We start from the raw sequence: 26,575 nt of genomic DNA on the forward strand, positions 1-26,575 counted from the left end.
TGAACGCTTCTCATCCTGTGGTTCGTGGGTGATGGCGGCTGGTGGTCGGGGGGCCGTAACGCGGCAGGGCTCCTGGTCGTTGCGGCTGGTGATCTCACTCGCCAACGTCTCGACACAGGAGCCCTGTTGGTCCCGTATCGTGCCATGCTCGACGTCCCCCACGAAGTCGTGGAGCACGTTTCCTGGCTCATCTACGCCCGAAGGCGTGAGCTGAACTCCCGCTGGCGGAAGCTGGGCTGCTTCCGCCAGGCCCTGCTGGTCCTGGTGCACCTGCGCAAGAACGAGACCCTGGCCCAGGCCGCAGCGGGGTTCGGCATCTCCACCGCCACCGCCGGCCGGTACGTGAGCGAAACGGTCGACCTCCTCGCCGAGCGCGCCCCGAGCCTGCACGAGGCCCTGCGCGAGCTGCCGCCGGAGGGGTTCGTCATCCTCGACGGCACTTTGATCACTACCAACCGCATCGCGGCGGACGAGCCGTACTACTCGCAGAAGCACCGCCGCCACGGGATGAACGTGCAGGTCATCGCCCGCCCGGACGGCACCCCGCTCTGGTTCTCCCGCGCGACACCGGGCCGCACGCACGACCTGACCGCAGCCCGCGCCCACGGTGTGATCCAAGCCTGCCTGTCCCGTCAGCTCCTCGTCCTGGCCGACCGCGCCTACCAGGGCGCCGGCGCGACCGTCCGCACCCCCTACTACGGTCATCGCGACCTGCCCGAGCACTACCAGCAGTACAACCGCGACCACGCCCGGCTGCGCGCCCCGGGCGAACGCGCCTTCGCCCGCCTCAAGCAATGGCGGATCCTCCGCAAGGCCCGGTGCAGCACCAACCGCATCGGTCGCACGGTCGCCGCCGTTCACGCCATCGAGATCGCCTGGCGCTCAGGATGAGAAGCGTTCAGTGACGCCGGCTAACCATCTGGGATCACCTTCAACGTCTTGTCAGGAGTCGCACAACCTCCGAGCACGTTGCCCCTCTCGGCATCAGTGGATTAAAGAGCATGAAACGCTCAGCTTTTAATTGGAGGCTCGGTTCCCTGAGCTGATCGAGTCATGGCCCGCCCATCCCTTGACCCTGCCGAGCTTCGCGATTGCGCGGTACGCGTGGTCGCGGAGATTATTCACAGCCACCCCACCGGGTGGGCCATGGTGAAGGCGGTGGCTGCGGCCCCGGGCATCCGGGGCCGCAGCCACTGCAGAGTGGGTCGACTGGTTCAACGACCAGCTGCTTCACATCATCGGAGACATCCCGCCCCACGAACACGAGACCAACTACTACGCTCCACAGAGGTGGGCAGGGTTGACAGCCGTACGGCTTCCGGCTGCCAACCCTGCCCTGAAGTAGCGGCTTTACCAGTCCAGGTCAGCGCTGGCGAGGATGTCGCCAACGTCGTCCTTCTCTTCTTCCAACGGAGGCTTCCTAAGCCCTTCGAGGACGAGGTTCGAGATGATCGTGTCAAGGTCCTGGTCGGACTGACGGTTTATGAGAGTCTGCAGGTGGGACAGGCCGGCGTTCGCGTACTCCTCGAAGATGAGGACCCGCTCAGGCTGGCGGTCCGCGCTAAGGATCTTCGGGTCGTCGGGGTACTCGACGGCTCCAAGCATGTCGAGGAGCACCTCCCCGTAGTCCCTGCTCTCCATGAGCGCGAGGCGGATCGGCTCATCGGCCTCGTCGAACGGCTTTCGCTCGCCTCGGCGGCGGCCGAGCAGCGCGGCGAACATCATCGCCTCGACCATGGTCGCGAACGTCCCGGTCTTTCTGTCGGTGAGCTTACCGAGCAAGTCCTCATGCGCGCGGGGCCGGCGGAATCGGTCCGTGTAGGCCATCAGAAGGTCACCTTCTCCAGAACAGTGTGCTCGAAGTCGCCGTGTGACACGTACGGAACCTCACGGTTGTTGATCACGATCGTCTCTTCGCCCGCCGACTGGTTCGGCGTGTAAGAACGCAGTACGTACATCTGATTGGCGGCCTGCTGGAGGTTCTCCAGAACCTTGCCCCGCGCCTGCGACTGCGAGAGCAGGGTAATGATCTGAGATGTCAGCGCTGGCAGGGCCTTGGAGATCTCTTCCTGATAGGTCAGGTCGAGGCTGCCGAAGGGGGCATCCATGACGACCGGGTAGACACCGCCGCTGCCGGTCTCGATGGTCACCTCCCCCCTGTTCTTCTTCCGGGCACTGATGTTCCTGGCAACCTCGGAGACCGCGCCGACGAAGCTGAGGCCGAGAATCTGGTTCTCACCGGTGGAGCGGATGGCCACTCCGCTCGCGGTGTGCAGCTCCAGCTCGAAGTCGTCGTTCAGCTCGGGTACGTAGCTCTTGATGAAGATCCGGGAGAAGACCTCCTTGACTTTCTTGTCGAGCTGGTCGCGGACCTCCTCAGTTTTGATTTCGAGGATCTCCTCCAGCGCGGCACGCACCTTCTCGACGAGCTCGACCTGCTTCTGAACCTTTCGAGCCTTTTCACTCTTGGCCTCAGCACTCCGGTACTGACGGCCTATGGACTCTGCCTCCTGCCTGATCGAGGTGACCTTGTTCTCAGCCTCCTTGTGCGCGACACGGGCGTCGGTCTCCTTAGAGGCATAGTTCTTCCGGCGCTCGATAAGGCGCTGAACGTCCTGGATGTTCACCCCCTCCAACTGCCGATCGATATCGGAGCGTTCTGCTTCCAGCTCGCTGATCTCGGCGTCTGCCTTTTGGATGTCGGAAGCGTTGAGGGTGAGCTGCTCCAGAATCTCCTGGCGCCTCTCCTCCAGGTTCTTCATCTTGCCGCTGACCCGCATCCAGCTCTCCTGGACGTCCTCGAGACCGGCGTTGTACTTACGCTTGTCCAGCTCCTCGTACTCCTGGGTCCCTTCGCGGACCTCACGGCCACACATGCACAGCTGAGCTTCGAGGATGTCCTCGATGAAGCTGCGCTGGATACCTGCGGGCAGCTGGCGGCGCTCTCGCATCGCGTCTGCGAGCTGAATCACCTTGGTGTCGATCCCGCTGGTCAGAGCCAGGAAGCCGTGTCGCGACAGCAGCTCGCGCTTGCGGCTCTTGTACTCCATGTGCCGGTCGTGTGCAGCCTTGATCCGGCGGGTCAGCGAGTCCCGCTTCTTCTGGAGCGGCTCCGCCTCCCTGTTCTGGAGCAGGGCGCGGTCAATGGACTGGACTTCCTTCTGGAAGGCGCTGATCTCGCCGGAGAGACGCAGCATCTCTGCCACCTCTTCCTTCTCGCGGATGGCGAGGTGGTCCATGTGGTCGGACAGCTGCTTCAGCCTGCTGTCCTCCTTGGAATCGATCTCGCTGGCGAGCTTTCGGGAGACCTTCGGAAGATCCTCCAGAGCACGCTCGATGGCTTCCAAGTCCAGAAGGGTCTTGATGGCCTTCTGGACCTCCTCGTTCTTGCCTTCGCCTCCCCGCTTCACGTCGCCGGAGAACATCTTCTCCATGCGCTCACCGTTGAAGAAGAAGAACTGACGCAGACCCTTGGGCAGAATCTTCTCGATCCGGTCCTGTCCGTTGAGGATGCTCTGGGCTTCGCCGTCCGTCCCGACCTCCGTGACCGTCAACTCAGGCTCGACGGGCTCCTGATCCGCCTTCTCCTTGGTCACAGTAACCTGCCGGACCACAGAGAACCGGGTCCCGTCGTGCTCGAAGTCCAGCCGAACCGAGGCCGTGACGTCCTCCCCGAACGCGGTGTCCGCCCATGCCTTGTCATGAATGACGCGATGCTGTTGCTCCACGTCTTCCGAGAAAGTGCCGTAGAGAGCCCAGGCGAATGCGTTGAGCAGGGTAGTCTTGCCAGCACCGTTGTTACCGAAGATGAGGACGGCGGGCTTTCCCTCTTCTACAGAAAGGTCGAGGACCTGCTCACCGTAGAAGGCGCGGAAGTTCTTCAGCGTCAGCTTGAGCAGCTTCACTTGGTCAGCTCCCTCACGGCGTCTACGATCTTCGGGACGACCTTGGTCGTCTCCCTGATGTGAATGTTCTCGGTCTCCAGGTCGATGACCTTCTGGACGAGGATTTTGGCTTCCCGCGGCAGCTCGTTCAGGACGTCGCGCACCGTTCGTACGGGAGGCTGGCCGGCTGTTTCGTCGCTCACGAGTTACTCCTGGTTCGAGGTAGCAGGTACGAAAGGAATGGGGGTAATTGCAATGAGGGCTCAGGTGTCGAAGATGCCGTAGTGCTCGCGCACGGGGCGGAGGACATTGAGCGTTTCCCCTTCGTTGTCAGCGAGGTGAGCGAATTCTTCGACGCGAGCCAGCTCGCGACGGAGCAGGCTGCGTTCGGTCTCGTACTGAATCGCGTCCCCGCCCGCAGGCGGCACGACGACGAAGTCGATGATGTCCGCCCGCTCCTTGCCGGGTGCCTTGCGCAGGACGCGGCCGCGGCGCTGAATGAACTGGCGGGGGTTGGAGGAACTGGACAGGAGGTAGGCGGTCCGGGAGGCCGGGACGTCCACGCCTTCATCCAGGCAGCGCATGGAGGAGATGACCTGGAGGTCGTTGTTCTCAAAGCGGCGCAGGATGTCCAGGCGGGCCGAGCGCTTGGTCTCCGAGGTGTAGCGGGCAGCGGGCATGTGCAGCTCGTTGCCGACTATCTCCATGACCTGGTCAATCTGGCGCGGGCCGTCGGTGCCATGTTCGTGGAGAAGGGGGTGCTTGCCCTCGGCGCAGTAGATCAGCTGGTGGCTGGTGTCCCGGCGCCTTTCGATCTCCGCGTGGAGGATCTCTAGCTTGCCGCGGGCATGGCCGATGATGTCAGCGCGCTTCTTCAGAAGTCGACCGAGCGGGCTGTCCCGGTCGGCGGTCTCCTTCAGGTCTGTGCCGGCCGCGATCAGGCGGGCGATCTTCGCACTGGTCTCTGCGTACAGCTCGGCTTCTTCGTCGTCCAGCTCCACGAGGATGGGCGTGTAGGTGTAACGACACAGAGCGCCGCGGCGGATGGCTTCGCCAATGCCCATCTCGAAGACGACTCGGTCGAAGTAGTCGGTGAGGGCGTCGGTGCCCTCCTCATCGAACCAGCGCTCCGGGGTGGCGGAGAGACCGAGGCGGTACTGGGCCTTCTCCGGGAGGCAGGTACGCAGGTGCGCGGCGCCGAGGTTGTGAGCCTCGTCCGCGATGAGGAGGAGGTGCCCCCGGTAGGAGCTGAGCAGGTTCTGGAAGGCATCGCCGCTAAAGGTGGCGTTGGTGGTGACGATGACACCGCCTCGGGTACCGCCGAGGGTGATGTTCTGAAGCAAGCTGTGAGCGCGCGGGGACCATCTACTGGTCGCCTCGTAGGCCCGCAACGGTGTCACGCCGAACCACTCGATGTCCTTGGCCCATTGGTCGACTAGATGCTGGTACGGGGCCACGACGACGGTGAGGAGTGAGGCGGACGCATCGCTCTTCCGAAGGAGCGTGCCGAGCTGAGAGGCAGCAGAGAGCGCGGTGAGGGTCTTGCCTGTACCTGTGGCCATGCGGAGGATGCCTCGGCAGTGGTTGCGGAACCAGTTCTGGACGGCTTCCTTCTGGTAGTCGCGAACCTTCAGACTGGGCGGGATCGCAAGCGTGCCAGGAGTAGGCAGCGGCGTGGTGCGGATGGGGGTTCCGCCGGTCGGGAGGTCATCCAGCTCGTACTGGTCGGCGGTGGCCCGGGCGCTGCGCTCGACGATCACCTTGGCGGCCTCAGTAAACGGGATGACGCGCAGCATCCGCGTGCGGTTTTCCCAGAGGTCATCGAAGTCCTTGCTTATGCGCGCGGCCCGGCGTGCATCGCTCGGATCCCAGCTCCGGTAGACCTCGATCGCCTCGAAGTTGCCGACGAGGCCGGAGCGGGTCTCGTTGGCGCTGCCCTTGAAGGCGATGACGTCTCGGCCGTCCCTGAAGACACCAATCTTCTCGTGGTATATGCCGACGCGGCCACGCTCTTCGACATAGGCCAGCTTGAAATCGACTCGGTGCTCGGCGACCAGTCGTCCGAGCTTGCCGAGGCCGCGGGCTGCCCGCGCGTCCTCGACCGCCTGCTCCAGGTCGCGGAGGGCAGCACGCTGGAGCACTTCGCGCAGCTCGTAGCCGTCCTCAATGTCCTTGATGTCGACAGGGTCAAGGTAGGGGGAGGCGATGATCCGCATAGTGCCGCCGCGCGCGGTGAACTCGTCGATTCCCTGCCCGAGCGTGGCGATCACGGACGCAGCGAAGTAGCCCACGGCCCGGTCATAGGCGGTGGAGGCAGCGAGGGCAGGCAGGTAGAAGTCCTCGACAAGGTTGTTACGGTCGCTGCGGTAGTCGGACTCAGCGCCGCAGTCGCGGAGGAAAAGGGAAGCCACCATCAGATCAACCCCAGATGGTCCATGAGGTCGTCCACGTCGGGGGCCTCGTCGACGGGGTGGGGCTGCTGCTCGGCCGACGTGTCGGCCTCAGCGGTGCGGGCTGCGGGAACAGTTGCTTCCTCGGAGCCAGTGTTCAGGTCATCACCTATACGGCGGACGATCCCTCCGCGTGCAGTGAAGGGTGCAATGGACATGGCGGCCCGCAGGCTGGACTCCTTGATATCGAAGTCTCGGCGGAGAAGCGCCACGACCTTGTCTGCCTCAACCTGGCCGCCGTGTGCATCGACCATATCGGAGATCAGTTCCTTGATCGGCTTGTACACCGGGAGGTGCCACTCGGTCAGCGCCCACTGGTTCCGCTGGCTCCGGCTGAAGCGGGCATCCCCTTCGATCTGTTGCCGGAGATACTGGATCCCGATGGTGACGCCCGTGCGCTCCTTCAGTTCCTCGGCAGTCAGCGGGATGTCCGCCTCGCGCAAGGCAGCCTCCACCTTGTCGAGGCGCTCGCGCTCACGCTGAAGCCCGCCGCGCGAGCCGACGCCGCCGGCGGCCTCGGTGGTCGAGGCGGACGCTTCTTCTCGGGAGGAAAGACCCTGGGCCGGGATCGCTGCAGCGGAGGGGGCAGTCGTGTCAGAACCGTTCTGGAGGCACCAAGCTCCCCTGGCCGTGATCGCGAAGCGCGCATCCGTGAAGAGCGCTTCTGCCACTTCTCCCTGTGGCACAACTCCGTCCAGCGCACCCTCGATGAGCGAGGTGCTCATACCCTCAGCGCAGCCTTCGAGGAGTTGCGCGATGAGGTCTCCGGGCGATGCCTCCAGACCCGCTTCGTCGGCATCCGCCAGCATGCCTGCAAGCGGAATGGATTCGTCACCCTCTGCTTCCCTGTTTCTGACTTCCTCGATCACACTCGAAGAACTATTACCCTCCGTAGCATTCTGATCCATCGAGGTTCCTTCACCTCGCACTGCCCGACGCCGCTCAGCATCGGTGGAACGATCCGGCACAACCCAGCCCTTGTCCGCCGTGAAGGTGGTGTCGCGAAGCATGCGGGAGACCACTCCAAGCTCCCCGTCCACCGTCTCCGCCTCACCAAGGAGGTCACCGAGAGTAAGAATACTCTCGCCTTTTTTATTTACTAGGATGAGGGTGGACAGCTGCTCGACCAGCTCGGACAGCTCGCCAGAGGCGACAGCGGTCTCAGTCGGCTGGAGCTTGGAGCGAGTCAACGAGATCTGGTTTCCCTCGCAGTCAAGACCGCAGTGAATCAGCCACTGACGTAGGGTGTCGAGATCACTGGGGACAGGCACCTGACGTGCGTCAAGGAGAGCGGAGGCTGTCGACAGGCTCATTACCTCGTCGACATCAAGATCAAGGGCTCTCACCGTGGCGGCGCCACAATCTTCCAGGTCGTCCGCGAAGATCCACTGTCCGGTCGGGGAAGCGGAGGTAGTCGCATCCAGCCAGCGCATGCCGGTGAGCAGGCGGAGGACGGTGAGCCTGTCACTAATACTCTCGCCAAGCCAAGCGTGGCGGTCCAGAAACGAACTGACGAGGCAAGGTTTTCGCAATTCAAGTTCCGCGTGCTCTATCCAGGCATGAAGTATCGAATCCTCCTCGACACTACGGTTGAAATTCTCCATGAGAAAGTTTCGGCGCTGCCGCGCAGTTTCCCGAAGAAGGGCATGCCGAGAAGCAAGCTCGCCTAGCGGAACCGGATCCTCTGCGCAGAAGTGCTGCAGGACGAGGTCCCGGTCGAAGTTGCTGAGCCCCTTGTACCAACGGTCGAATGCGTTCATGGCCTTCAGAGGTAGGGGTGGACGATGATCAGCACGCTGGGAGCAGCGCCTCATCACACGGAGCGACCGGACTGCCGGTCACCGCACGTTAAAAGCGTCATCGGGTTGTTCGTTCCAGCACACCCCTGTGTCTCTTCCCCCCCTCCTGGGACACCAGCGACAGCGTGTCGCTTCGACGGTACAGGGGACGCCCTAAACTCATCCATGGTTTCTTGATCTGCAGCAGAGGCGGAACGGTGGGCGCGGCTTCCTGAAGCCTCACGCCCCGTCCATGTAGCGAGCACCCCTCCAGATCGGCCTGGCCTGCCTGCCCTACCGATCAGTGGCGGCCTCTCAGCATCAGCGGGACAGTCACACCCACCGTTCCGTTCTCTTCCTCCCACCCTTCGATCCCGCTGATCTACCGCTCGTTGATCTTCACGTTCTCCGCTTTGTTCGCCGTCACGACTCCTGAGCCGTGACCGCCAGGGGGCGGCAACTAGGCCACCTGCAGGTCCGGTAGACCGAGCAGGAACTACAGGACACAGGCGGTGGCTGGCTGGGCGGCGAGAGGTCCAGGCGGCCGTTGCCAGGTACCAGTCGGCGAAGTCTTCGTCACACCACAGCCCGTCCAGGTGGTCTCTCACCCACATCGCCGTCCTACCGCCCGGTTTGCCCGCCCGCGCCATCTGCACGGTCAAAGAGGGGACTTGCTCACAAGAACGGACGTGGAGCGACAATGGGCACCTCAGCAACTGCATCGGTCCTTGAACAGAGCCGAGCGTGCTCGTTGATCACACTGCCCGTCGGGACCCCAAGATCCCCAACGGAGTCAAGTTGATGAGCGTATTTGAAGGGGTGGACGGAACATCCACGGGCAGAAAGCCGACATGGACGAACTGATCGGAGAGTGGGCAACGCAGGTAGCGGAAGCCGAACTCAGCACCGCACTCCCACGCCGATGGGCGCACGTCCAGGGAGTGTCAGAACGTGCGACCGAAGTCGGGCAGGTGCTCGGCAAAAGCACCAGCCTGCTCGTTGCTGCTGCCACGCTGCACGACGTGGGGTACGCGCCACGGCTGGCCGTGACGGGGTTCCATCCGCTGGACGGGGCCCGGTTCCTGCGTGACGAGCATGGTGCGGACGAGCGGTTGGTGCGGTTGGTGGCGAACCACTCGTTCGCTCTGCTGGAGGCCGAGGAGCGCGGGATGCGGGATGTGCTGGAGGCGGAGTTCCCGTTGCTGGAGGACCAGTTGCTGGTGGACGCGCTGGTCTACTGCGACATGACGACGACGCCCGACGGGGAGCGGACCACCGCCGAGGAGCGGGTGGCCGAGATCCGGGGCCGCTACGGGGACGACAGTGTGGTGGGGCGGTTCATCCGCCGGGCGGCGCCGGAGATCTTCGCCGCGGTGGGTCGGGTGGAGGAGGCGCTGGCAGCTCAGTCCAGGTGGGGGTAGGTGCCGGCGAGGTAGTCGCCGATCTGCTGGCGCATGCTGGGGTGGATGTCGTACCGGTCCAGGTCGGTTGGGGGAACGAAGCGGACGCCGTCGGCCTCGTCGTTGATCGTGGGTTCGCCACCGACGGGGCGGCCGATGTAGGTGGTCTCGTACTGCTGGCGGATCTCGCCGTCGGTGTAGGCGACGATGTGGTGGGGGTTGGTGTAGACGCCGAGGAAGCCGGTGATCTCGGCGACGATGCCGGTCTCCTCCAGGCACTCGCGCACCGCGCACTGCGCGGCCGTCTCGCCGATGTCCTGGGCGCCGCCGGGCAGGGCCCACTGGCCGGTGTCGCGGCGGCGCTGGAGCAGGATGGCGCCGTCCTCATCGACGACGAGCAGGTTGCTGGCGGGGATGAGGGTGTTCGCCTTGGGGGCGTCGGGGTCGTGGTAGTACTCAGTCCTGCCCATGGGCGGCCATCCCCTCCTGGTCGGGCGTCCAGGGCCGGGCACCGGCCCAGACGGCGTCGAAGCTCTGAGCGTAGTTGTCGAACCACCCGGAGGCGTCGACTCTTCGGAGGTGGAGCAGAGGGTTGGCGCTGGCCGGCTGACCCCAGATGTGCGGGTTGACCAGCAGGTGGTCGTCGTAGCGGAACATCGACGTGTAGAGCGTGGTGTCGTGCAGCCGCACCTCGCATCCCTCCTCGGAGAGCAGGGAGCGGTAGTAGGTCAGGGAGGCGCGGATCTTGGCGGCGAGGGTGTCGCCGATGCCTTCCTCCCGGCCCCGGACGGCGACCGCCCGGCCCGCCGGGTCGCCGAAGCACAGGCGGACCCGAACGCCGTCGGCCGCGCGCTCGGCGAGCATCTTGGCGACGTGCGGGTTGGACTGGGCGAAGAAGGTGCCGGAGAAGACGAGTACGCCGATCTCCCTCCGGGCCTCCCGCAGCAGTGAGAGCCACATCTCGCGGGGAACGCTGGCGCGGTTGGCGTAGGTGCCGACGAGTTCGGCGCCTGATCCTGCGGCGGGGCGGCCGGCCCGGGGCTGCGGGGCGGGCCAGAGGAACGTCTCCTCCACCCGCAGGTGCTGCGCGACACGGAAGCGGTGCCGCGGATGGGGTACGCGCCCGCCCAGCCAGCGGCTGACGGTCTTGGGGTCCACCCCGCAGGCTTCGGCAAGCGACTCGGGCGGGACGCCGCGCTGGGCGAGTACGGAGTGAAGTCGCTCGTTCACAGGGCCCATGGAAGCCGAGGCGGGCGTGATCGGGCAAGGACGTTATGGGACGTTCCTGCGAGGCCGGCGCCGCACCCGGGTGCTTACCCTGGCGGAATGCAGCTCATCGTCCTGTGGGACATCGACCACACGCTCATCGACAACGCAGGGGTGAGCAAGGAGATCTACGCGGCCGCGTTCTCGGCGCTGGCGGGCCGTCCGCCGACCGAACCGGCACGGACCGAGGGCCGCACGGACCGCCTGATCATGCGGGAGATGTTCCTGCGTGAGGGTCTGCCCGAGCCGGACTGGACCGCCGTCGAGGTCGCCCTCGCCCTCGCCGGCCAGGAGCGGCTTGAGGAGCTGCGCAGGCGTGGGACGGCTCTGCCGGGCGTACGGGACGCGCTCAAGGCCGTCTCGGTACAGGACGGTTGGGTGTCATCGATCCTGACCGGGAACATCGCGGCCAATGCCCGGGTGAAGCTGTCGGCCTTCGACCTCGACCCTCTGCTCGACCTGTCGGTCGGAGCCTACGGTGCCGACGCGCTCCAGCGCCCCGGCCTCGTGGCCGTCGCCCGGGAGCGCGCCCGCCTCCTTCGCGGTGTGCGCCCTGACGTGCCCGTGGCGCTGGTGGGTGACACGCCACGGGACGTGGAGTCCGCACTCACCACGGGCTCCGGGATCGTCGCGGTCGCCTCGGGCATCCACAGCGCCGAGGAGCTGGCCGCCGCCGGCGCGTCCGTCGTACTGCCCGACCTGTCGGACACCGCGGGCCTCCTGAGGATCTTGGAGTCCTTCGCGGCGCACTGAAAACGTCCCGGGACGTCCTCGGAGCGTCCGGATACGCGGTGACGCGGTCCCCGTACGCTCCGCCACCATCGGGTCTCCAACCAGGCGACTGGCCGGAGGAGGCCCACGTGATCGCGGAAGTCACCGGTATCCGCAGGATCCGGATGCTGTACCTGCAGCTGCTGTACCGCTGCAACTTCGAGTGCCTGCACTGCTTCCACGGCACCCGGCTCCAGCACGCCGACGCCTTCACCGCCGAGCAGGCCGCCAACCTCCTCACGCTCATGCGGAACCGGTACGGCACCGAGGCCGTCACCCTCCTCGGCGGCGAGCCGTTCGTCTACAAGGACCTCGCCCGGGTGGTCCGGCACGCCCGGCAGGAGCTGGGCCTGCGGGTCGAGATCTGCACCAACGGCTACCGGATCGAGCGCCGGCTGGCCGAGATCGCCCCGCACCTGGACCTGCTGCGGGTCTCGTTGGAGGGTGTCGGCTCGACCAACGACCACATCCGCAGGTCCGGGAGCTACCAGAGCGCGCTGAACGCGCTCGGCCTCGCCCGGGAACTCGGCGTCCCCGCGGGCGCGACCATGACGGTCACCTCCCGCAACATCGACGAGGTACTGCCGCTGGCCCGCGTCCTGGAACACTTCGGGGTACGGCAGTTGAAGCTGCACTGCCTGCGTCCGGTCGGCAACGCCGCCGCCCACCCGGAGCTCCTGGTCACCGACCCCGCCGCGTACGCCCGCCTGCGCGAGCGGCTCCGGGAGGCCCAGCCGGCCGTCGAAGTGGTCGTCGACGAGGACCTGTCCGAGCACGGCGCCCCGGAGGTCTGCGCACCCGCCGGCGGCCCGACCGAGATCGAACGGATCGAGGCCGACCCGCGCGGTGCGCTCACCATGTCCTGCAAGGCCGTCGGCAGGGACGCGCACGCCTTCTGGTACGACAAGCGCGCCAACCGCATCGTCCACCGGCCCACCGCCACCGACGAACTGGCCCTCGCGGTGCCGGACGTGGTGTACGGCCGTGTCTGAGCGCCCGCTGTTCGAGAGCCTCGAAGGACTCCGCGGCACCGGCAAGTCGACCATCGCGCCGATGCTGGCAGCGGCTCGCGGCGCGGTGCTGGTCCCGACCGTACCGCCCGCCTACCAGCACCTGCGGCGCGACGTGGACAAGCGGGGGAACGTCGAGGCACGGATGTGCTTCCACCTCTCCGCGCTGTTCACCGCGGCCGACGAGATACGGCGCCATCTCGCCCTCGGCATCCCGGTCGTCGTGGAGAGCTACTTCGCCCGCTGCCTGGCCACCCACCACGCTTTCGGCACCCGCCTCGGGATCACGCTGCCGCCCGACCTGCCACAGCCCATCACCTACCACCTGGTCTGCGACGAGGACGAGCGCCGGCGGCGCCTGGCCGGGCGGGACAAGCCGGTGACCCACTGGGACGCTCTCGCCGAGGCCACCGTCGACCGGCTCACCGCCGCCTACGCCCGGTTCCCGATGCACCGTGTGGACACCACCGGCCTCGACCCCGACGAGGTCCTCCGGGCGATCCTCACCATCGACACGCAAGGAGCCCACCACCGTGCGGACACAGAGCCTGTGGGAGCACACCCTCACCTTCTTCCCCCAGTTCCTCGCCGCGCTGAGGGAGCACATCACCGCTGATGCCACCGTCGCGGTCGTCGGCGCGAGCGACGGCAAGTTCGTCCTGCCGCTGGCAGCCGCCGGTTACCGCGTCATCGCCATCGAACGCGACCCGCTGGCCCTGCACGGCGGCGAGGTCCGCCTTCCGGGTGAGGAGCACACCCATGCGATGGGCCTGACCGACCGGCTCGAACTTGAAGAGCTCCACGAGCGCGTGCAGGTCGTCGAGGGCGACTTCCTCCAGAACGAACCGCCGGGCACGCCCTGCGACGCGGTCTGGACGAGCTGTTCCTGGCATTACAGTGCCAACCACCACCGCCCGCTCGCCGAGTTCGTCCACCACATGCAGCGCCTGGTCGGTCCGGGCGGCCTCTTCGGCGCGGAGTTCATGATGCCCGTCGAGCACCGCCACCACCTGGTCGAGCACTACACGTCCCCGGAAAGGCTCCGGCGCCACTTCATCGGCGACTGGAACGTGCTGCTCACGCTGCGCACGAACGAGTTCACCGAACGGGCCCACGTCGGCCGGCTCCAGGACCACACCCATCGCATGGGTCTGATCCTCGCGGCCCGTACGCCCGGCCCCTCCCACCGTTACGGGAAGAAGGACTCATGAAGCACGAGTACGAAGCGAAGTTCCTCGCCGTCGACGTCACCGACCTGCAGACCAGGCTGACCCGGCTCGGTGCCGTCCAGGTGCTCCCGCGCACCCTCCTCACCCGCAAGATCTTCGAGAACGACGCCCTCGACGTCGGCGCCTGGATCCGCCTGCGGAACGAGGGCACCCGGTCCACGCTCACGCTCAAGCAGGTCACCGACGCCACCACCATCGACGGCACCACCGAGGTCGAGACCGAGGTGGCCGACCTGCACGCCATGGCCGAGATCCTTCGCCGCATCGGGCTGCGCGAGGTCCGCTACCAGGAGAACTACCGGGAGGAGTGGAGCCTGGGCGAGGTCGTCTTCGACTTCGACACCTGGCCGGACCTCCCCACCTTCGTCGAGATCGAGGGCCCGGACGAGGCATCGGTCCGCCAGGCCGCCGCCCTCCTCGAACTCGACTACTCCGAGGCCCGGTTCGGCAGCGTCGACGAGATCTACAAGAGCGAGGCGGGCCGCGACATCCTCTCCGAGCCCACCCTCCTCTTCGCCGACTCCGAGAAGGACGAGTCCCGCCCCGTGCCCACCCAGGGCACCTGACCCCCGGGGGGAGCACCGTGCTTCCGGAACCGGCCGGGCCACACAGGGCGGCACCGGGCATCCCCGACTTCGCCCGGGCGGGCTTCCCGCCCCGGCGGCCACCGACGACGGAAACCGGTGGGTCGACGGCTCCTGCTGGCTCTACTGCGGCCGGCGGTGGACCCGCGTCCTGTGGATCGGTCCCGTGAACGTGGCCGGTGTCCAGGCACCGATGTACGCCTGCGGCTCCTGCATCCGGAAGCTGCAGGAGCAGGTCTGGCAAGCCGTCCTCCTCAACGACGCACCGACGCGCTCCGCGCACCCTGGCGCTCCCGCCGGAGCCGAGTCGCCCGGCAGGCGGCGTGGAGGAAGGCACCGAGCACGAGGCGGCTTCCCGCGTCGCGGCTGAACACCGCCCGGGCCGGCGAGCCGCCCCCCTCCTACCCCGTCCCCGTGGACGACTCCCCTACGGCCACGGGGCGGCCCCGGCAACACCAGCGCCTCCGCACACCACAGCTTCCCGCCGAACCCGGCGGGAGAACCGGTAGAGGAAGGAGCACCAAGTGGGAGACACCACCCCCTCCGTGGAGGAGGGTCTTCTGGTCGCCGTGGAAGTCCTCGCGAGCGTCCACGACCGGCACGACAGCAGCGCCTCCGACCCGGGGCAGGGCAGCTCCGGTGACGGCCCCTGGCCCGGTGGCGACGGCCTGAACCACGCGGCGTAACCGCCGGCTCTCCGGTGGAGGGGCCGCGCACGCGGCCCCTCCACCTTCCACCTCCCATCTGACGCAAGGAAGGGAACAGCCCATGGAGCACCGTCTGGTCCGCGCCGTCGAAGAGGCACTGGGGTGGGACGGCCCGGCCCCGCTCGGAAAGGACTTCGCCCGGGGAAGCGTCGGCGACCCCCAGCTCGTCACCCGACTGCTCACGCCCGCGCGCCTGCTCGACATGGTCATGCGCCGGAGCCTGGCCAACCCCCAGTTCCGCTTCTTCAAAGGCGGCGAGGAGCTGCACCCCGACGCGTACCTGGACCGGCAGGTCACACCCCGGGGCCAGGCGATACCGATGGCCGGCATGCGCCGCGTGGGCAGCCTGCTGCGCGAGGGTGCGACGCTGGTCCTGGACCAGTCGAACGTCTTCGACCCCACGATGGAAGTGACGTGCCGAGCCCTGCAGTGGTGGTCCCGGGAGCACGTCCAGGCGAACGTGTACCTGACCACCAACGACGCCTCCGGCTTCGACCTGCACTGGGACGACCACGACGTCCTCATCGTGCAACTCGCCGGAGAGAAGCAGTGGGAGGTGCGTGGCACGTCACGGCCCGTGCCCATGTTCCGGGACGCCGAGCGGAATAACACCCCCAGCGAGGAGATCGTGTGGACCGGCACCATGAAGGCCGGCGACGTCATGCACATTCCCCGCGGCTACTGGCACGCCGCCACCCGGGCGGGCCGGGGCGGCGGCCACAGCACCCACGTGACCTTCGGGTTCGCCAAGCGCACCGCCGTGAGCTGGCTGACCTGGCTCGCCGACTGGTCCCGCCAGGAGGAGGTGTTCCGCCATGACCTCGACCGCTGGGGCAGCCCGGAGGAGCAGCAGGTCCAGGAACGGCGGCTGACCGACGCGGCCTCCCGGCTCCTCGACGCACGCGGCCCGGCGGAGTTCCTCCGGCTCCGCGAGCGCGAGGCTCCCTCCGGTCGGCACGTCCCCTTCCTGGAGATCTTCGGACCGCTTGGGGCCGTGGTGTGTGTCAGCGAGTTCCCGCCGCTGATCCAGGAGGAACAGGAGACGGTCACCGTGGTGGCCGCAGGAAAGAAACTCACCTTCGCCTCCAAGGCCCTGCCCGGACTCCGCCTGCTCCTGAGCGGCCACCCGGTGCGGCTGGACGAGGCCGCCCAGGTCGTGGGCGCCGAGGTGGGAACCCTGGCGAAGATCCTGGTGGAGGAGGAACTGTGCGCGAACCTGACCCCCGAATTGTCCTCGGGCTACACCGATCTCGTCATGAGCGCCTGATCCTCACCAGCGCGCTGGAACTCGGTGTCGAGGCGATCGACACCAGTTTTAACTACCACGGCTTCTCGGCCCACACCGCCCTGGCGAAGGTGGGGGGCGACCTCCTGCCCCGCTTCACGGTCTCCACCAAGGTCGGATTCTTCCCGGCCGCCTGCGGGGCCGAGCACTCACTCGACCCCGGCAGGCTCCGGGCAGCCGTGGAACAGACCAACCGTGACCTCGGACGCGTCCCCGACCTGGTGTTCCTGCACAACCCGGAACGCTCCCTGCCCGAACGCTCCTCCGCTGGTCAGGAAGCGCTGGGTACGGCGTGCGCCGCCCTGGAGAAAGCCGCGGCGGACGGGCTGTGCGGGGCCTGGGGCGTCTCCTCATGGGACCCCCGCCCACTGCCCGGCCTCGTGGACGACACCATGCCCAGGCCCGACGTGCTCATGATTCGGGCGGGGCTTCTGGTTCCGATCGACGTCCTGGACGCATCGGATGCCCTGGCAGCACGATGGGGCCTCGGCCTCGATCAGCTGTGGGGCATGAGCCCCTTCGGAGGCGGGACCGGAGACCCGCTGTGGAAGACCTTCGACCCGCAGGTCTTCGTCCAAGACCCTGACGACGGTCTCTCCGCCGTACAGGCCGCGTTCCGCACCGCCTACCGGCTGCCGCAGGTGGGGAGGGTCGCCGTCGGCACGGACGATCCGTCCCACCTGGCGGAGCTGGTCACCGCCCTGCGGTACGAGGCGGATGTCGGCAGCCTGCGCACGTACCGGCGGCTTCTCCGCGAGCGGACGGGCCGTCAGCCGGTCTGAAGTTCCTCCGCGATCCGCGCCGCCGTCCGGCGTGCCGGCTCCGGGCGGGGATCCTCGGGGTGGGCGTCCGGGGCCAGGATCTTCGCACAGACGAACAGGGTCATCAGCTTGCCGTCCCGGCTCTCCAGGTCGCGGCGCCGCTCGTGGCGGACGCGTTCGGCCAGGGCCGGGACGGCGAGGGAGTTGCCCCACAGCGATGCGGCATCCAGCCCTCGAGGTGCCATGCCCCAGTCCTCCCAGTCGAACAGGCAGAACTGCGGACCGGTCATGTTCGCCCAGTTCAGGTCCGCGTGCGCGGGCCGCCACTGGCTCACCGTCGTATCGATGCCATCGGGCAGGAACCGACCGATCGCCTCGGTGACATCCCGCTGGGTGATCGTGACGGTGTCCGGGGTGGCGACGCGGCTCGTGCGGTGGGCGGCCAGCACGTCCAGCGAGGCGTTCAACGCCTGCCACCACGCATCCGGCAGCCCGGGGTCGGAGGCCAGGACGCTGGTGCCGATCGGCGCTCCGGGCAGCAGATCGGTCTCGTCGGCCCGCCACATCGCGGCACCGTCCGGCTGACGCCACACGACGGCCCGGTGCCACCGGGGCTGCGCGACTCCTTCCAGCACGGCCGCGCACTCGGTGCCGTTCCAGCCCTGGCCGCCGATCTTCTCCATCCGGCGCCGCTCGATGCGCACCCATGTGCCCCGGTCCGTCCGCGCGCCCAGCGAGCGCCGCTTGCGTACCAGCGTGTCCCGGTCCAGCCGGGTCCGGAGGGAGCGCTCGACGTCGTCGAGCACGGTGTCGACCGGCTCGATTCTCAGGTCGGCCTGTGCGGCGGCAGGCGCGGAAGATGGCATGGAACCTCCTTGGCGGCCGTCCGACGCTAGCAAGGAACCGGCCTCCCATGTCTCCGGAAGGGAAGACGCGGCACAGCGGTCCGCTCAGTGTGGTCAGCGGCGCCGTGTCCGGGACGGCTGCGGGTCTGGAGCGGCGGGGTGCTGCGCGGTGGTGCGTGCTCTGGCTGCTTGGGCTTGTGGGCTGGGGGCGTGGCGTTGGCCGAGGCGGTGGATGCGCCAGGTCAGGGTGCGGGCGGGGTGGCGGGCGTCGTTCAGGGTGCGCTGGCCCAGGGCCTGGTCGAGGAGGGTGGCGGCGTTGTGGCCTGTGGTCTCGGCGTCGGCGAGCACGGCGGCGAGGGCGTCCCAGGCGGGGTCGTTCAGGATGCGCTCGGCGTGCTCGGGGGTCGCCTGTTGGAGGTGGAGGGCGAGGCGTTGCTTGGTCTGGAGGCTGGGGGTGCGGTGGGCGAAGTGGTCCAGGACCGGCCCGGCGATTCGTGTGTAGGCGGTCTGGAGGTGGAGCAGGGTCTGCTCGGCAGCTGCTTCCTGCTGGGCGTGCCGGTGGGTGCGGTGCCAGTGCCTGGCGTAGGCCACGGCGAGGAGCGCGGCGTCCAGCAGCATGGCCAGCCCGGCCCCGTCCGCCGGGGTGGGGTCGCGCACGATCGCCTGAACGCTGCGGCGCAGGGCGCGGGCGCTGTCGAGGTCCGCGGTGATGCGGGAGCGGGTGGCGCGCTCGAAGGCGACGGCGGCCTGCTCCAGCTCGTCCCGCAGACCGGCCGGTGCGGCAACCGGCAGGAGGTCCAAGGCTCCGCCGAGGGCGACCAGCTGCCCCTGCGCCACCCTGTCGTCGCTGCCGGTGAGGTGGTGGGGGATGCGCTCGGTGGCCGCGGTGGCCTGGTGCCAGGGATCGGTCGGGCAGGCGGGTACCGGCTCGGGGGTGAGGGTGCCCAGGCGTTGGCGGACCTGGGGCAGGGAGAGGTCGCCGGCCAGGGTGGAGCCGGAGTACCACACGGGCTCGCCCTGGCCGTTGGTGTCCCCGGGCAGGGCGACGCTGTAGCCCAGCAGGTCGCCGGACGGCCCGGCCTTCGGGCGCACCTCCACGCCGGAGGCGGCCAGCAGCGCGAAGAACCCGGCCTCGTCGGTGGCGGCGGCCACCGCGCGGCGGACCCGCAGGCGCAGGACCTCCCGCGCGGTGGCGTCCCGGCCCTGCCGTTTGGCCTTGAAGTGCTCCTTGCTGGTGGGGCGCTTGGCCGCGGTGCCGTCCCCGGGCTTCAGGCGCCGAAGCCCGTAGTCGGCCTCGATTCTTCGTGCCTCCCTCTGGACGGCGCGGTAGTCGTGGCCCCGGTCGGGGCGGCGGCCGTCCTGGCGGACGAGGGTGGCGGCGATGTGGATGTGGTCCTCGGCATGCCGTACCGCCACCCAGCGGCACGCCTGGCCGTCCCTGTCGGAGGCGAGACCGGCGGCGGCCACCATCCGGCGGGCGATGTCCGCCCACTGGGCGTCGGTGAGGACCGGGTCCTCCGGTGCGGCACGGACCGGGCAGTGCCAGATGGTGGTCTTCGGCGCCCGGTCGCCCAGCAGGGCCACCGGCTGGTCGAGCTGGGCCGCGAGCTGCCTTTCCACCGCCTTCAGGTCGCGGTGCGGGCTGCGGCCGGGGTCGGGGGCGAAGTCGTTCCAGGAGGCCACCAGGTGCGGATCGGTGTGCTCGTTGGCCCGGCCCGTGCCGAACAGGTAGGCGACCAGGCGGCGGGTGCTGCCTCTGCCGAGGATGATCTTCGGTATCACCGGCTCACCGCCCCGCCGTCACCTGGGCGATGGCGGTGTCCAGCTCGGCGATCGACGCCTCGACGCGGTCCAGGAGGCGGCGGACCGCCTCCCGCTCGGGCAGGGCGCCGTCCTGGTTGAGGTGCCGGGCGAGCTGATTGAGGTTGCTGCCGACCTTGCCCAGCTGCCCGTTGGCGGCTATCAGTACTCTGACCGCGGCGCGGTAGTCGGCGACCGCCGCCGCGGGGTCGTCGGCGCGGGCGGCGGCCAGCGACGCCTCGGCGACGTAGCCGCCCACCTGCATGCCACTGGCCCCGGCCGCCTTTGCAAGGTCGGCGAACTCGCCGTCGCTGTAGCGCGGATGCACGCGGCGCTCACGTAGCTGATGCTCGCGCAGACGACGACGCGGCGTAGGCGGCTGCGGCGCGCTCGGCGACGGCTCGGTGGCCCCTCCCACGGTCGGCTCCCCCGGGCTGGCCGACCCCGGCGCCCCCACGGCGCCGGATGCCTCCGCCACCCCCGGGGCGGAGGCCGGGTAAGGACTCCTAACCCGACAACTTGCTGCCCCGAGGTCGGCTGCGGGTGCCTCCTGCTGGATGGGGACGGGTCCGTGGTGCGGCTCGTTGGTCAGGCGAGAGTTCCTGCTCGCCGCAGTGCCGTCCGTGGTGGGCGTGGTGCCGTCGGGGCTTTGGTGGGTGGTCATGAACAGCGTCTCCATGGTTGCTGGTTGGGGCGAGGCGTCTGGGCGGATGGCGACGGTGACCGACGGCCGCGGCGGGTGGAATCTGTGGGTGCGGCGGCGGCATGGCCGGTGTCCACAGGGTGTGGGCTGGTAACCGGCCCGCGCTGCAAGGAAGCGGAGTTCTGCCGATGCTGGTTGGGGTCGGCAGAAGTGAGCGCGGTCCGCTGCCCGATCCGGCACCGGGCAGCGGACCGCGTCAGGCGTCATTCGACGGCCGGGGGCTTGCGTACCTGGGATCGTGCTTCCTCTGCGCGCAGTTGGCGCATGAGCTGGGTGAAGCGGGTACTGCCCAGGGGGAGCCCTGCTGAGCGGACCGCCTGCTCGACCACAGATCGTGAGACGCGGTGCTGGGCGACGGCGGGGCGGGCGACCGCGAGGAGCTGTTCCATGGTCGCTCCGGCAGGGCGGCCCGTCTTCTTGCCTCCGCCCCTTGAATCTGCTTCGGTCGTCTCGGCTGTCCACGTGTCGGGGGTGCCGGTCTCCGTGGCGACGTCCGTGGGCGTCGGGGTGTCCTGATCCGCCAGTCCCTCGGCGGACCTGGCCATGCCGAGAGCCTGATGCACCGGGCCGGAGCTCGGATCAGGGGTGACCGGATCGGCAGTCGGGTCCGCTTCCATCCCTGCGCCCCTGACAGCCTCAGCGGTTGCGGCGGGGGTGCTGGCGGGCTCGGCGACGAGCTGGTGGATCTGCCGCATCAGGACGCCGAAGGCCAGCAGCGCGGCGGTCGGAGGGACGGCGGCGACCACGTAGTCCAGGAAGGGGACGGTGTCGGCGTCGCCCGTGCCGCTGACTCCGGCCACGTTGAGGACGATGGAGCCGATCGATCCGGTGGCGGTCAGGGCGATGGCCCACCAGTCCGGTGCCCGGCGCAGTCCCGCGCGGAGCATGAGCAGTTCGCCCGCGACGATGAAGGCGTCCAGGGTCGCAGGCCAGGCCCACCGACGGGCCGGGGAGTCACCCAGCCCGTGCTGTCCGGCGACCTCGGCCAGGTGTGCGTAGGAGAGCCAGAATCCGCCGGCGGTGAGGGCGACGATGACGATTCCGGCCGCGACGAGTACATATCGCTCGGCGGTCTGCTGGGTCACCACGTACCGCCCTTCGCCGTGGTGTGCTCCGCCACCGTCGGGATGATCCGGAGTCCGGAGATGCTGATGTTGTTGCCGCTATGGGCGGCGGCTGGTGCGGTGGGTATCGCAAGGGAGGGCATGGGGTCTGGGGTGCTCCTGCGGTGTGGCTCGGGTCGTGGTCGCGTGATCCGTCTTCGCCGTCCTGGCCGTTGCAAGCGCAGGTCAGGGTCGGTACGGCAGCCGCGTCGGCCTTCCGTCCCGGCTGGTCCTGCCAGCGTCTTCGGACCTTGGTTCCTGGGGCGGGGATGCACCGCTGTGCCTGTGTCCGTCTCAACGTGGCTCTCGCCCGTCGGGACGTTGCGTGCGGGCTTCCGTCCTGGCCCAGAGGCTGTGACCTGCGGTGATACGTCAAGGACGCCAGGGACGGCACAAGACGGATGTGGGCGCCGTCCCAGCGGGGCTGGTGATCGCGTTGCCGTCTTGCCCCCGGTTGCCGTCTTGGCCGCATGCCGGTTGGCCTGCGGTTTTACGGCAGGGACGGCAGGGACGGCAACCGGGGGACGCGGGGCTCAGGCCATCGTGGTGCTGGTTGGTGCGGTGTCCACTGAGTGGACGGTGGGGCAGTAGCGCCGCCATGGGTCGAGGAACTTGTTGCGCGTGTACCCCTTGCGCTGAGTTCCGTCGGCAAGGCGGACGTTGCCGGGCTTGACGCCGAACTCACGCAGCATGGCTGCCAGGTCGCGGGCGGTCAGCCCGCCTCGTCCCCACTCCGCCCAGGGACTCTCGGCATCCTGGCGGAGCTGGTGGAGCAGCTCGTCCGTGGGCAGGCTGTCGGGTTCGCGCTGGGCGGCGAACACCCTGCGGATGTCGGCCAGGATGCGGGCTCCGCCCGGCTGGTCCTCCTCCGCTTCGACCTCGGTGGCGACCATCCGTGCGCACGCCGCGCGGGCCCGGCGGGGCCAGGGTCCGGCGGCGAGGTCGGCGACGATCACCAGGGGCTCCCAGGTGTCGGCGGCGCGGTCCTCCACCGGCATCACCGGTTCCAGGTCCGCGGCCTCGTCCAGCAGCGGCCGGGCCCAGGCGGCGACACGGTCACGCAGGTCGTGCAGGGCCGGGATGTCGCGGCGGGAGCGGAAGGGCTTGACGCTCTCGCCCTCGGCGCGGCGGCGCATGCGGACCACCACGGAGCGGTCCATGATCGTGTCGGGCAGGTCACCGATCCCCGCGAGGGCCGCCATGGCGAAGGTGGCGAACTTGTGGGGTGTGTGGTCGTTGCCGACGACCCGGGTGACGTAGCGGTTGCGCTGGTGTCCGGCGTTGAGCAGGCCGCGCATCTCCTCGTTCTTCTCCGCCTGCTTCGGGGTGCCGAAGATGGTGTCGGCCTCGTCCACCAGGAGGGTGGGCGGCTCATCGGTGATCGAGCGGAAGACCGCGGCCGGGGTGGTGTTGATGGTGAGCATCGGCTCGTGGACCGTCTCGGTCAGCACGTCCAGCAGCCGCGACTTGCCGCACCGCTTCGCCGGTCCCACCACCGCCAGACGCGGGGCGTGCTGCCACGCGGGCTGCAGATGCGTCGCCGCCACCCACAGCGTCACCGCGTCCAACGCCTCCGCAGAAGGCAGGATCACGAACTTCGCTATCTGCGCCCGCAGCTCGCCGAGCAATACCGACCCGGTAGTCGGCTCCGGCTCCGGCACCACCTCCTCGGCGGGCTGGCCCGCCGTAGCCGTGTCCGGGGCACCGTCGTCGGCAGATGTGGAGGCTTGGCCGGTGTGGTGGCCGGGCCGGCCGGGGAGGGCGACCGGCGGCCACGAAGGCTGGCAGGGGCTGGAATAGGGCTCGGCTTCCGCATGTTCCACGGGGCAGCTCCTCGTCTGGCGGTGGCGGGCTTGCGCGCCCTTGCCGCCGGGTTGGTTCTTCCAGGGCCGTTCGGGGGTGCTGGGGCCTCCGGCGTTGCGCCGCCGGGGGCTCCTTGCCGTCTCGCGGGCGCCAGGCCATCGCGAGGGAACACGGACCGTACGTCCACGCCCGGCAACAGTCCAGCGCTTCTGTGTCAGCTCAACGCAGAATCGCCTGCTACGCTGCCGCCCCCTCACGCCGCCAGCCCGAGTAGCTGAAGCAGGTCCGCGGTCACGACCCGGTAGGCGTTGCCCAGCCGCAGGACCTTGCACGGATAGGTGCCCCGCTTGGCCAGCTCGTAGCCCTTGCTGCGCCCGAGCCCGAGTGCGCGGTTGCTTGTGTCCAGGTCAACGGCCACGGGAAGGGACAGCAGCTCCTCCCGGCTCATCCCCTTCGACCGTCCAGTTGCCGCGTCTTCGCGCATGCACTGCGCCCCTTTCGGTACCGCCCTCGGCGAACGTGCCCATCACGTCCGGCTCCAGGCGTCCACCAACCAGGATGGTCAAGTTAATGTGTCTCTGTGACACAAATCGGCTTCGATGATGAAGAGGACGACGTTCCCGAGTGGGCGGACCGGATCAAGGCCAACGTGGCCGGCGAAGTCCGGCGGAGAAGGAAGGAGATGGGGTGGAGCGCGCAGGACCTGGCGGACCGGTGCGAACGGCTCGGACACCCCATCCCGCGCAACGTGATCGCCAACATGGAGTCCGGCCGCCGGGCCAGTCTGCCGCTGGTGGACGTCATGGTCCTGGCAGCTGCCCTGGAGACGTACCCGGTCTGCCTGATCTTCCCGGTCGGATACGTGGACCGGACGCAGGAACTTCCGTTCCAGGACCTCGTCCCCACCTGGGACGCGCTGCGCCGCTTCACCGGCGAGGAGGAAGTGCCCGGCTACGACGCCGGCCTGGTCCCCGACTTCGAGCACCACGCCAGCCTCGTACAAACCGCCCTCGCCGCACTCGACGAAGAAGAACGGGCACGGTTCGCAGCCAAGACCGCCACCAGCCGCGCCCAGCAGGAAGAAGCCGAGCGCAAGCGGACCCAGTACGCCGACCAGGCCATCTCCGCCAAATACAGCCTTCGCCACCTCCGCCGCCGACTCCGCGAGGACGGCGCTACCCCACCCGATCTGCCACCCGCGCTGGGCGACGTCGACCCGCCCGAAGCAGACGCCGACACCACCCCGGAGGAACGCCTTTGAAGGGCTCCACCTACCGCCGCTGCTCGTGCCGCGACCCGAGAACCGGCAAGGAACTCGGCTCTTCCTGCCCCAGGCGCAACAGCAGGAACCACTGCACGTACTCCATACGCCAGGAGCTGCCACCCCGCGAGGACGGGGGCCGGCGCTCCTTCGCACGGGGCGGGTACAGCAGCCTCAGGGCGGCCCAGGCCGATCTCGACCACGTACGCGCCCTCCTCGGCCTCGCCGAGGCAGACGACCCCGAGGGCGTCCAGCTGATCGCCGAGATGCTGTCCGGGATCAGCCGCGACAAGCTGCCGCTCCCCGATGTAGAGGAGACGAGGCGGCGCCTCAACGCCGGCCAGGACCTCGTCGGCAGCCTCACCGTGGGTGAATGGCTGGATCGGTGGCTCGCCGGCAAGCGCATCCGGAAGTCAGGCATCAGCCGCTACGAGACCGATGTCCGCGTCCACCTCAAGCCGCGCATCGGGGACCGGCGCCTCGACCGGCTGCGCGTCAGCCACCTCAGCGAGATGTTCACCGCCATCACCGACGCCAACGCCGAGATCCTGGAGCAGAACGCCCAGCGGCGCGCAGCGGTCGAAGAGTTGGCGACTGTGCCGTGGAAGGGCGCGGAGAACCGGGCCCGTCGCAAGGCCATGAAGGCGGCGATCGACGCCATGCCGCCCTTCCGCCGCGTCACCGGACCCGCGACGCGCCAGCACATCAAGGCCACGCTCCGTGCCGCCCTGAACGACGCGATCGGCCGGCAGATCATCACGTTCAACCCGGCGGCCCACGTCGAGATCGACCCCGTCCGCAAGCCGAAGGCCCTGGTGTGGACGGACGAGCGGGTCGCCCGGTGGCAGGAGACCGGCGAGAAGCCCTCCCCCGTCATGGTCTGGACGCCGGAGCAGACGGGTGCGTTCCTCGACTTCGTGGCCGAGGACCGGCTGTACGCCATGTGGCACCTGATCGCCTTCCGCGGCCTGCGCCGCGGTGAGGCGTGCGGCCAGCCCTGGTCGGAGACCAATCTCGACCGCCACTCCCTCACGGTCGCCGGTCAGCTCGTGCAGGACGGGTGGGGCGTGGAGGCGTCGGAGCCGAAGACCGACAGCGGCTTCCGCGTCGTGGCCCTGGATGACGACACCGTCGGCGTGCTGGAGCGGCACCGCAGGCAACAGGAGGCGGACCGCGCGGAGTGGGGCTCCGCCTGGGTCGAGACCGGCCTCGTCTTCACCCAGGAAGACGGCTCCTGGCTGCACCCCGGCAAGGTCACCGACCTCTTCGAGCGGCTTGTCGCGGCCTCCGGCCTCCCGCCGATCCGGCTGCACGATCTCCGGCACGGTGCGGCCACGCTCATGCTCGCCGCCGACATCGACATCAAGATCGTGTCGGACACCCTCGGGCACAGCGACACCCGGATCACGCGGGACATCTACCAGAGCGTCCTCCCCCACGTCGGCAAGAACGCCGCCGAGGCCACCGCCAGACTCGTCCCCCTCCGACGCAAGGCGGAAGCGGAAGAGGCCGCGCGCAAGGCGGAGAAAGCCCGGAAGAAGGCCGAGCGAGCCAGGAAGACCCAGGCCGAGGGCGAGAAGAAGAGCCCGAAGGCCAAGCGGAAGAAGCCCAGGAAGTAGGGCCCGCCTGCCCCTCCGCTCACGCATCGCTCACGCGAGCCACCCCACGACGCTCCGGCCGTGTGACGCGCCATGCCCCGAGCAGCAGAAAACCCCAGGTCAGAGGCTATCTGACCTGGGGTTCCTCGGAGCCGCCTAAGGGAATCGAACCCTTGACCTACGCATTACGAGTGCGTCGCTCTGGCCGACTGAGCTAAGGCGGCGATGCGTGCGGCGAACCGCAGCGCGCCCAAGTCTACACAGTGCCCGGGGGTGCCCCGCACCGGATTCGGTGCGGGGCGGGAATCAGGGGTCAGCGGACCAGGGGGCAGGGGGG

Annotated in this window: 25 protein-coding genes and 1 tRNA gene; 12 read left to right on the forward strand and 14 right to left on the reverse strand. The window is 68.6% G+C overall.

Annotation, left to right across the window (positions count from 1 at the left end; all coding sequences use genetic code 11):
- The first annotated feature begins 144 nt into the window (after window positions 1-144).
- Entirely contained in the window at window positions 145-891 is a 747-nt protein-coding gene (locus CUT83_RS26545) for a transposase family protein (RefSeq protein ID WP_101254054.1), read from the forward strand.
- A 459-nt stretch (window positions 892-1,350) separates the two neighbouring features.
- Here CUT83_RS26545 and CUT83_RS26550 read toward each other — a convergent pair whose 3' ends face one another.
- Genes CUT83_RS26550 through CUT83_RS26565 form a run of 5 tightly spaced genes read right to left on the reverse strand, consistent with a single transcriptional unit; the run spans window position 1,351 to window position 8,094 of the window.
- The gene (locus CUT83_RS26550; RefSeq protein WP_101258362.1) at window positions 1,351-1,827 is read right to left on the reverse strand and encodes a DNA phosphorothioation-associated protein 4; all 477 of its coding nucleotides are present in this window, start codon (window positions 1,825-1,827) and stop codon (window positions 1,351-1,353) included.
- Window positions 1,827-3,905: an AAA family ATPase gene (locus CUT83_RS26555; RefSeq protein ID WP_101258363.1), complete on the reverse strand. Its 2,079-nt coding sequence runs from the start codon at window positions 3,903-3,905 to the stop codon at window positions 1,827-1,829. Before CUT83_RS26555 ends, CUT83_RS26550 begins: the two co-directional genes overlap by 1 nt.
- Complete coding sequence (locus tag CUT83_RS29900; RefSeq protein ID WP_143688629.1) at window positions 3,902-4,087, reverse strand: hypothetical protein; 186 nt, start codon at window positions 4,085-4,087, stop codon at window positions 3,902-3,904. Before CUT83_RS29900 ends, CUT83_RS26555 begins: the two co-directional genes overlap by 4 nt.
- A gap of 60 nt (window positions 4,088-4,147) precedes the next feature.
- Complete coding sequence (locus CUT83_RS26560) at window positions 4,148-6,298, reverse strand: DEAD/DEAH box helicase family protein (protein ID WP_101258364.1); 2,151 nt, start codon at window positions 6,296-6,298, stop codon at window positions 4,148-4,150.
- Window positions 6,298-8,094 (reverse strand): hypothetical protein, encoded by a 1,797-nt coding sequence (locus CUT83_RS26565; RefSeq protein WP_143688630.1) that lies wholly within the window; start codon window positions 8,092-8,094, stop codon window positions 6,298-6,300. Before CUT83_RS26565 ends, CUT83_RS26560 begins: the two co-directional genes overlap by 1 nt.
- Before the next feature lie 869 nt (window positions 8,095-8,963).
- Here CUT83_RS26565 and CUT83_RS26570 point away from each other — a divergent pair.
- Window positions 8,964-9,533 (forward strand): HD domain-containing protein, encoded by a 570-nt coding sequence (locus CUT83_RS26570; protein ID WP_101258366.1) that lies wholly within the window; start codon window positions 8,964-8,966, stop codon window positions 9,531-9,533.
- Here the strand turns inward: CUT83_RS26570 and CUT83_RS26575 are convergent.
- Both CUT83_RS26575 and CUT83_RS26580 read right to left on the reverse strand, forming a co-directional pair.
- On the reverse strand, window positions 9,515-9,982 hold the full coding sequence (locus CUT83_RS26575; protein WP_101258367.1) for an NUDIX hydrolase: 468 nt from the start codon (window positions 9,980-9,982) through the stop codon (window positions 9,515-9,517). The two genes, CUT83_RS26570 and CUT83_RS26575, sit on opposite strands and share 19 nt — an antisense overlap.
- A complete protein-coding gene (locus CUT83_RS26580) occupies window positions 9,969-10,742 on the reverse strand; it encodes a DUF5919 domain-containing protein (protein WP_173915155.1) in 774 nt (257 codons plus the stop codon). Before CUT83_RS26580 ends, CUT83_RS26575 begins: the two co-directional genes overlap by 14 nt.
- Window positions 10,743-10,838: 96 nt before the next feature.
- Here CUT83_RS26580 and CUT83_RS26585 point away from each other — a divergent pair, with 96 nt between their 5' ends.
- The 8 genes from CUT83_RS26585 (at window position 10,839) to CUT83_RS26620 (ending at window position 17,146) form a co-directional block, all read left to right on the forward strand.
- Entirely contained in the window at window positions 10,839-11,531 is a 693-nt protein-coding gene (locus CUT83_RS26585; RefSeq protein WP_101258369.1) for an HAD family hydrolase, read from the forward strand.
- Between the two features lie 107 nt (window positions 11,532-11,638).
- Entirely contained in the window at window positions 11,639-12,541 is a 903-nt protein-coding gene (locus tag CUT83_RS26590; RefSeq protein ID WP_101258370.1) for a radical SAM protein, read from the forward strand.
- Entirely contained in the window at window positions 12,534-13,175 is a 642-nt protein-coding gene (locus CUT83_RS26595) for a P-loop nucleotide/nucleoside kinase family protein (protein ID WP_240958079.1), read from the forward strand. The genes CUT83_RS26590 and CUT83_RS26595 overlap by 8 nt, the downstream gene beginning before the upstream one ends.
- A complete protein-coding gene (locus CUT83_RS26600) occupies window positions 13,093-13,770 on the forward strand; it encodes a class I SAM-dependent methyltransferase (protein ID WP_101258371.1) in 678 nt (225 codons plus the stop codon). Before CUT83_RS26595 ends, CUT83_RS26600 begins: the two co-directional genes overlap by 83 nt.
- Entirely contained in the window at window positions 13,767-14,354 is a 588-nt protein-coding gene (locus CUT83_RS26605; RefSeq protein WP_101258372.1) for a class IV adenylate cyclase, read from the forward strand. The genes CUT83_RS26600 and CUT83_RS26605 overlap by 4 nt, the downstream gene beginning before the upstream one ends.
- 542 nt (window positions 14,355-14,896) lie before the next feature.
- Window positions 14,897-15,058 (forward strand): hypothetical protein, encoded by a 162-nt coding sequence (locus CUT83_RS30420; protein WP_155071312.1) that lies wholly within the window; start codon window positions 14,897-14,899, stop codon window positions 15,056-15,058.
- Between the two features lie 82 nt (window positions 15,059-15,140).
- Window positions 15,141-16,346 carry a JmjC domain-containing protein gene (locus tag CUT83_RS26615; protein WP_101258373.1) on the forward strand — a complete coding sequence of 402 codons (1,206 nt, stop codon included), beginning with the start codon at window positions 15,141-15,143 and terminating at the stop codon, window positions 16,344-16,346.
- The gene (locus CUT83_RS26620) at window positions 16,286-17,146 is read left to right on the forward strand and encodes an aldo/keto reductase (RefSeq protein WP_101258374.1); all 861 of its coding nucleotides are present in this window, start codon (window positions 16,286-16,288) and stop codon (window positions 17,144-17,146) included. The genes CUT83_RS26615 and CUT83_RS26620 overlap by 61 nt, the downstream gene beginning before the upstream one ends.
- On the opposite strand, the gene CUT83_RS26625 is transcribed toward CUT83_RS26620, so the two are convergent.
- From CUT83_RS26625 to CUT83_RS26650, 6 genes are all read right to left on the reverse strand, one after another.
- Complete coding sequence (locus tag CUT83_RS26625) at window positions 17,134-17,991, reverse strand: hypothetical protein (protein ID WP_101258375.1); 858 nt, start codon at window positions 17,989-17,991, stop codon at window positions 17,134-17,136. The genes CUT83_RS26620 and CUT83_RS26625 overlap by 13 nt on opposite strands.
- Before the next feature lie 93 nt (window positions 17,992-18,084).
- The gene (locus tag CUT83_RS26630) at window positions 18,085-19,752 is read right to left on the reverse strand and encodes a relaxase/mobilization nuclease domain-containing protein (protein ID WP_101258376.1); all 1,668 of its coding nucleotides are present in this window, start codon (window positions 19,750-19,752) and stop codon (window positions 18,085-18,087) included.
- A 4-nt stretch (window positions 19,753-19,756) separates the two neighbouring features.
- Window positions 19,757-20,098 carry a plasmid mobilization protein gene (locus tag CUT83_RS31220; protein ID WP_338104189.1) on the reverse strand — a complete coding sequence of 114 codons (342 nt, stop codon included), beginning with the start codon at window positions 20,096-20,098 and terminating at the stop codon, window positions 19,757-19,759.
- Window positions 20,099-20,676: 578 nt separating this feature from the next.
- Window positions 20,677-21,561, reverse strand: a complete 885-nt coding sequence (locus tag CUT83_RS26640) for a DUF2637 domain-containing protein (protein ID WP_101258378.1) — start codon at window positions 21,559-21,561, stop codon at window positions 20,677-20,679.
- A gap of 548 nt (window positions 21,562-22,109) precedes the next feature.
- Window positions 22,110-23,399, reverse strand: a complete 1,290-nt coding sequence (locus CUT83_RS26645; RefSeq protein WP_101258379.1) for a DUF3631 domain-containing protein — start codon at window positions 23,397-23,399, stop codon at window positions 22,110-22,112.
- A 233-nt stretch (window positions 23,400-23,632) separates the two neighbouring features.
- Window positions 23,633-23,863 carry a hypothetical protein gene (locus CUT83_RS26650; RefSeq protein WP_101258380.1) on the reverse strand — a complete coding sequence of 77 codons (231 nt, stop codon included), beginning with the start codon at window positions 23,861-23,863 and terminating at the stop codon, window positions 23,633-23,635.
- Window positions 23,864-23,959: 96 nt separating this feature from the next.
- Between CUT83_RS26650 and CUT83_RS26655 the strand changes: the two genes are divergently transcribed.
- Together CUT83_RS26655 and CUT83_RS26660 are read left to right on the forward strand one after the other, a co-directional pair.
- Window positions 23,960-24,640, forward strand: a complete 681-nt coding sequence (locus CUT83_RS26655; RefSeq protein WP_101258381.1) for a helix-turn-helix transcriptional regulator — start codon at window positions 23,960-23,962, stop codon at window positions 24,638-24,640.
- Window positions 24,637-26,259 carry a tyrosine-type recombinase/integrase gene (locus CUT83_RS26660; RefSeq protein ID WP_101258382.1) on the forward strand — a complete coding sequence of 541 codons (1,623 nt, stop codon included), beginning with the start codon at window positions 24,637-24,639 and terminating at the stop codon, window positions 26,257-26,259. The genes CUT83_RS26655 and CUT83_RS26660 overlap by 4 nt, the downstream gene beginning before the upstream one ends.
- Before the next feature lie 129 nt (window positions 26,260-26,388).
- Here the strand turns inward: CUT83_RS26660 and CUT83_RS26665 are convergent.
- A tRNA-Thr gene (locus CUT83_RS26665) sits at window positions 26,389-26,462 on the reverse strand.
- Window positions 26,463-26,575: the final 113 nt, after the last annotated feature.

The sequence above is a fragment of the Streptomyces barkulensis genome, from assembly GCF_002843305.1.
In the GTDB taxonomy this organism is placed as follows: domain Bacteria; phylum Actinomycetota; class Actinomycetes; order Streptomycetales; family Streptomycetaceae; genus Streptomyces; species Streptomyces barkulensis.

Coding starts and splice junctions, on each gene's coding strand:
- CUT83_RS26545 (WP_101254054.1), top strand. CDS start 145: ATGCTCGACGTCCCCCACGAAGTCGTGGAGCACGTTTCCTGGCTCATC.
- CUT83_RS26550 (WP_101258362.1), bottom strand. CDS start 1,827: ATGGCCTACACGGACCGATTCCGCCGGCCCCGCGCGCATGAGGACTTG.
- CUT83_RS26560 (WP_101258364.1), bottom strand. CDS start 6,298: ATGGTGGCTTCCCTTTTCCTCCGCGACTGCGGCGCTGAGTCCGACTAC.
- CUT83_RS26565 (WP_143688630.1), bottom strand. CDS start 8,094: ATGAACGCATTCGACCGTTGGTACAAGGGGCTCAGCAACTTCGACCGG.
- CUT83_RS26570 (WP_101258366.1), top strand. CDS start 8,964: ATGGACGAACTGATCGGAGAGTGGGCAACGCAGGTAGCGGAAGCCGAA.
- CUT83_RS26575 (WP_101258367.1), bottom strand. CDS start 9,982: ATGGGCAGGACTGAGTACTACCACGACCCCGACGCCCCCAAGGCGAAC.
- CUT83_RS26585 (WP_101258369.1), top strand. CDS start 10,839: ATGCAGCTCATCGTCCTGTGGGACATCGACCACACGCTCATCGACAAC.
- CUT83_RS26605 (WP_101258372.1), top strand. CDS start 13,767: ATGAAGCACGAGTACGAAGCGAAGTTCCTCGCCGTCGACGTCACCGAC.
- CUT83_RS26615 (WP_101258373.1), top strand. CDS start 15,141: ATGGAGCACCGTCTGGTCCGCGCCGTCGAAGAGGCACTGGGGTGGGAC.
- CUT83_RS26625 (WP_101258375.1), bottom strand. CDS start 17,991: ATGCCATCTTCCGCGCCTGCCGCCGCACAGGCCGACCTGAGAATCGAG.
- CUT83_RS26650 (WP_101258380.1), bottom strand. CDS start 23,863: ATGCGCGAAGACGCGGCAACTGGACGGTCGAAGGGGATGAGCCGGGAG.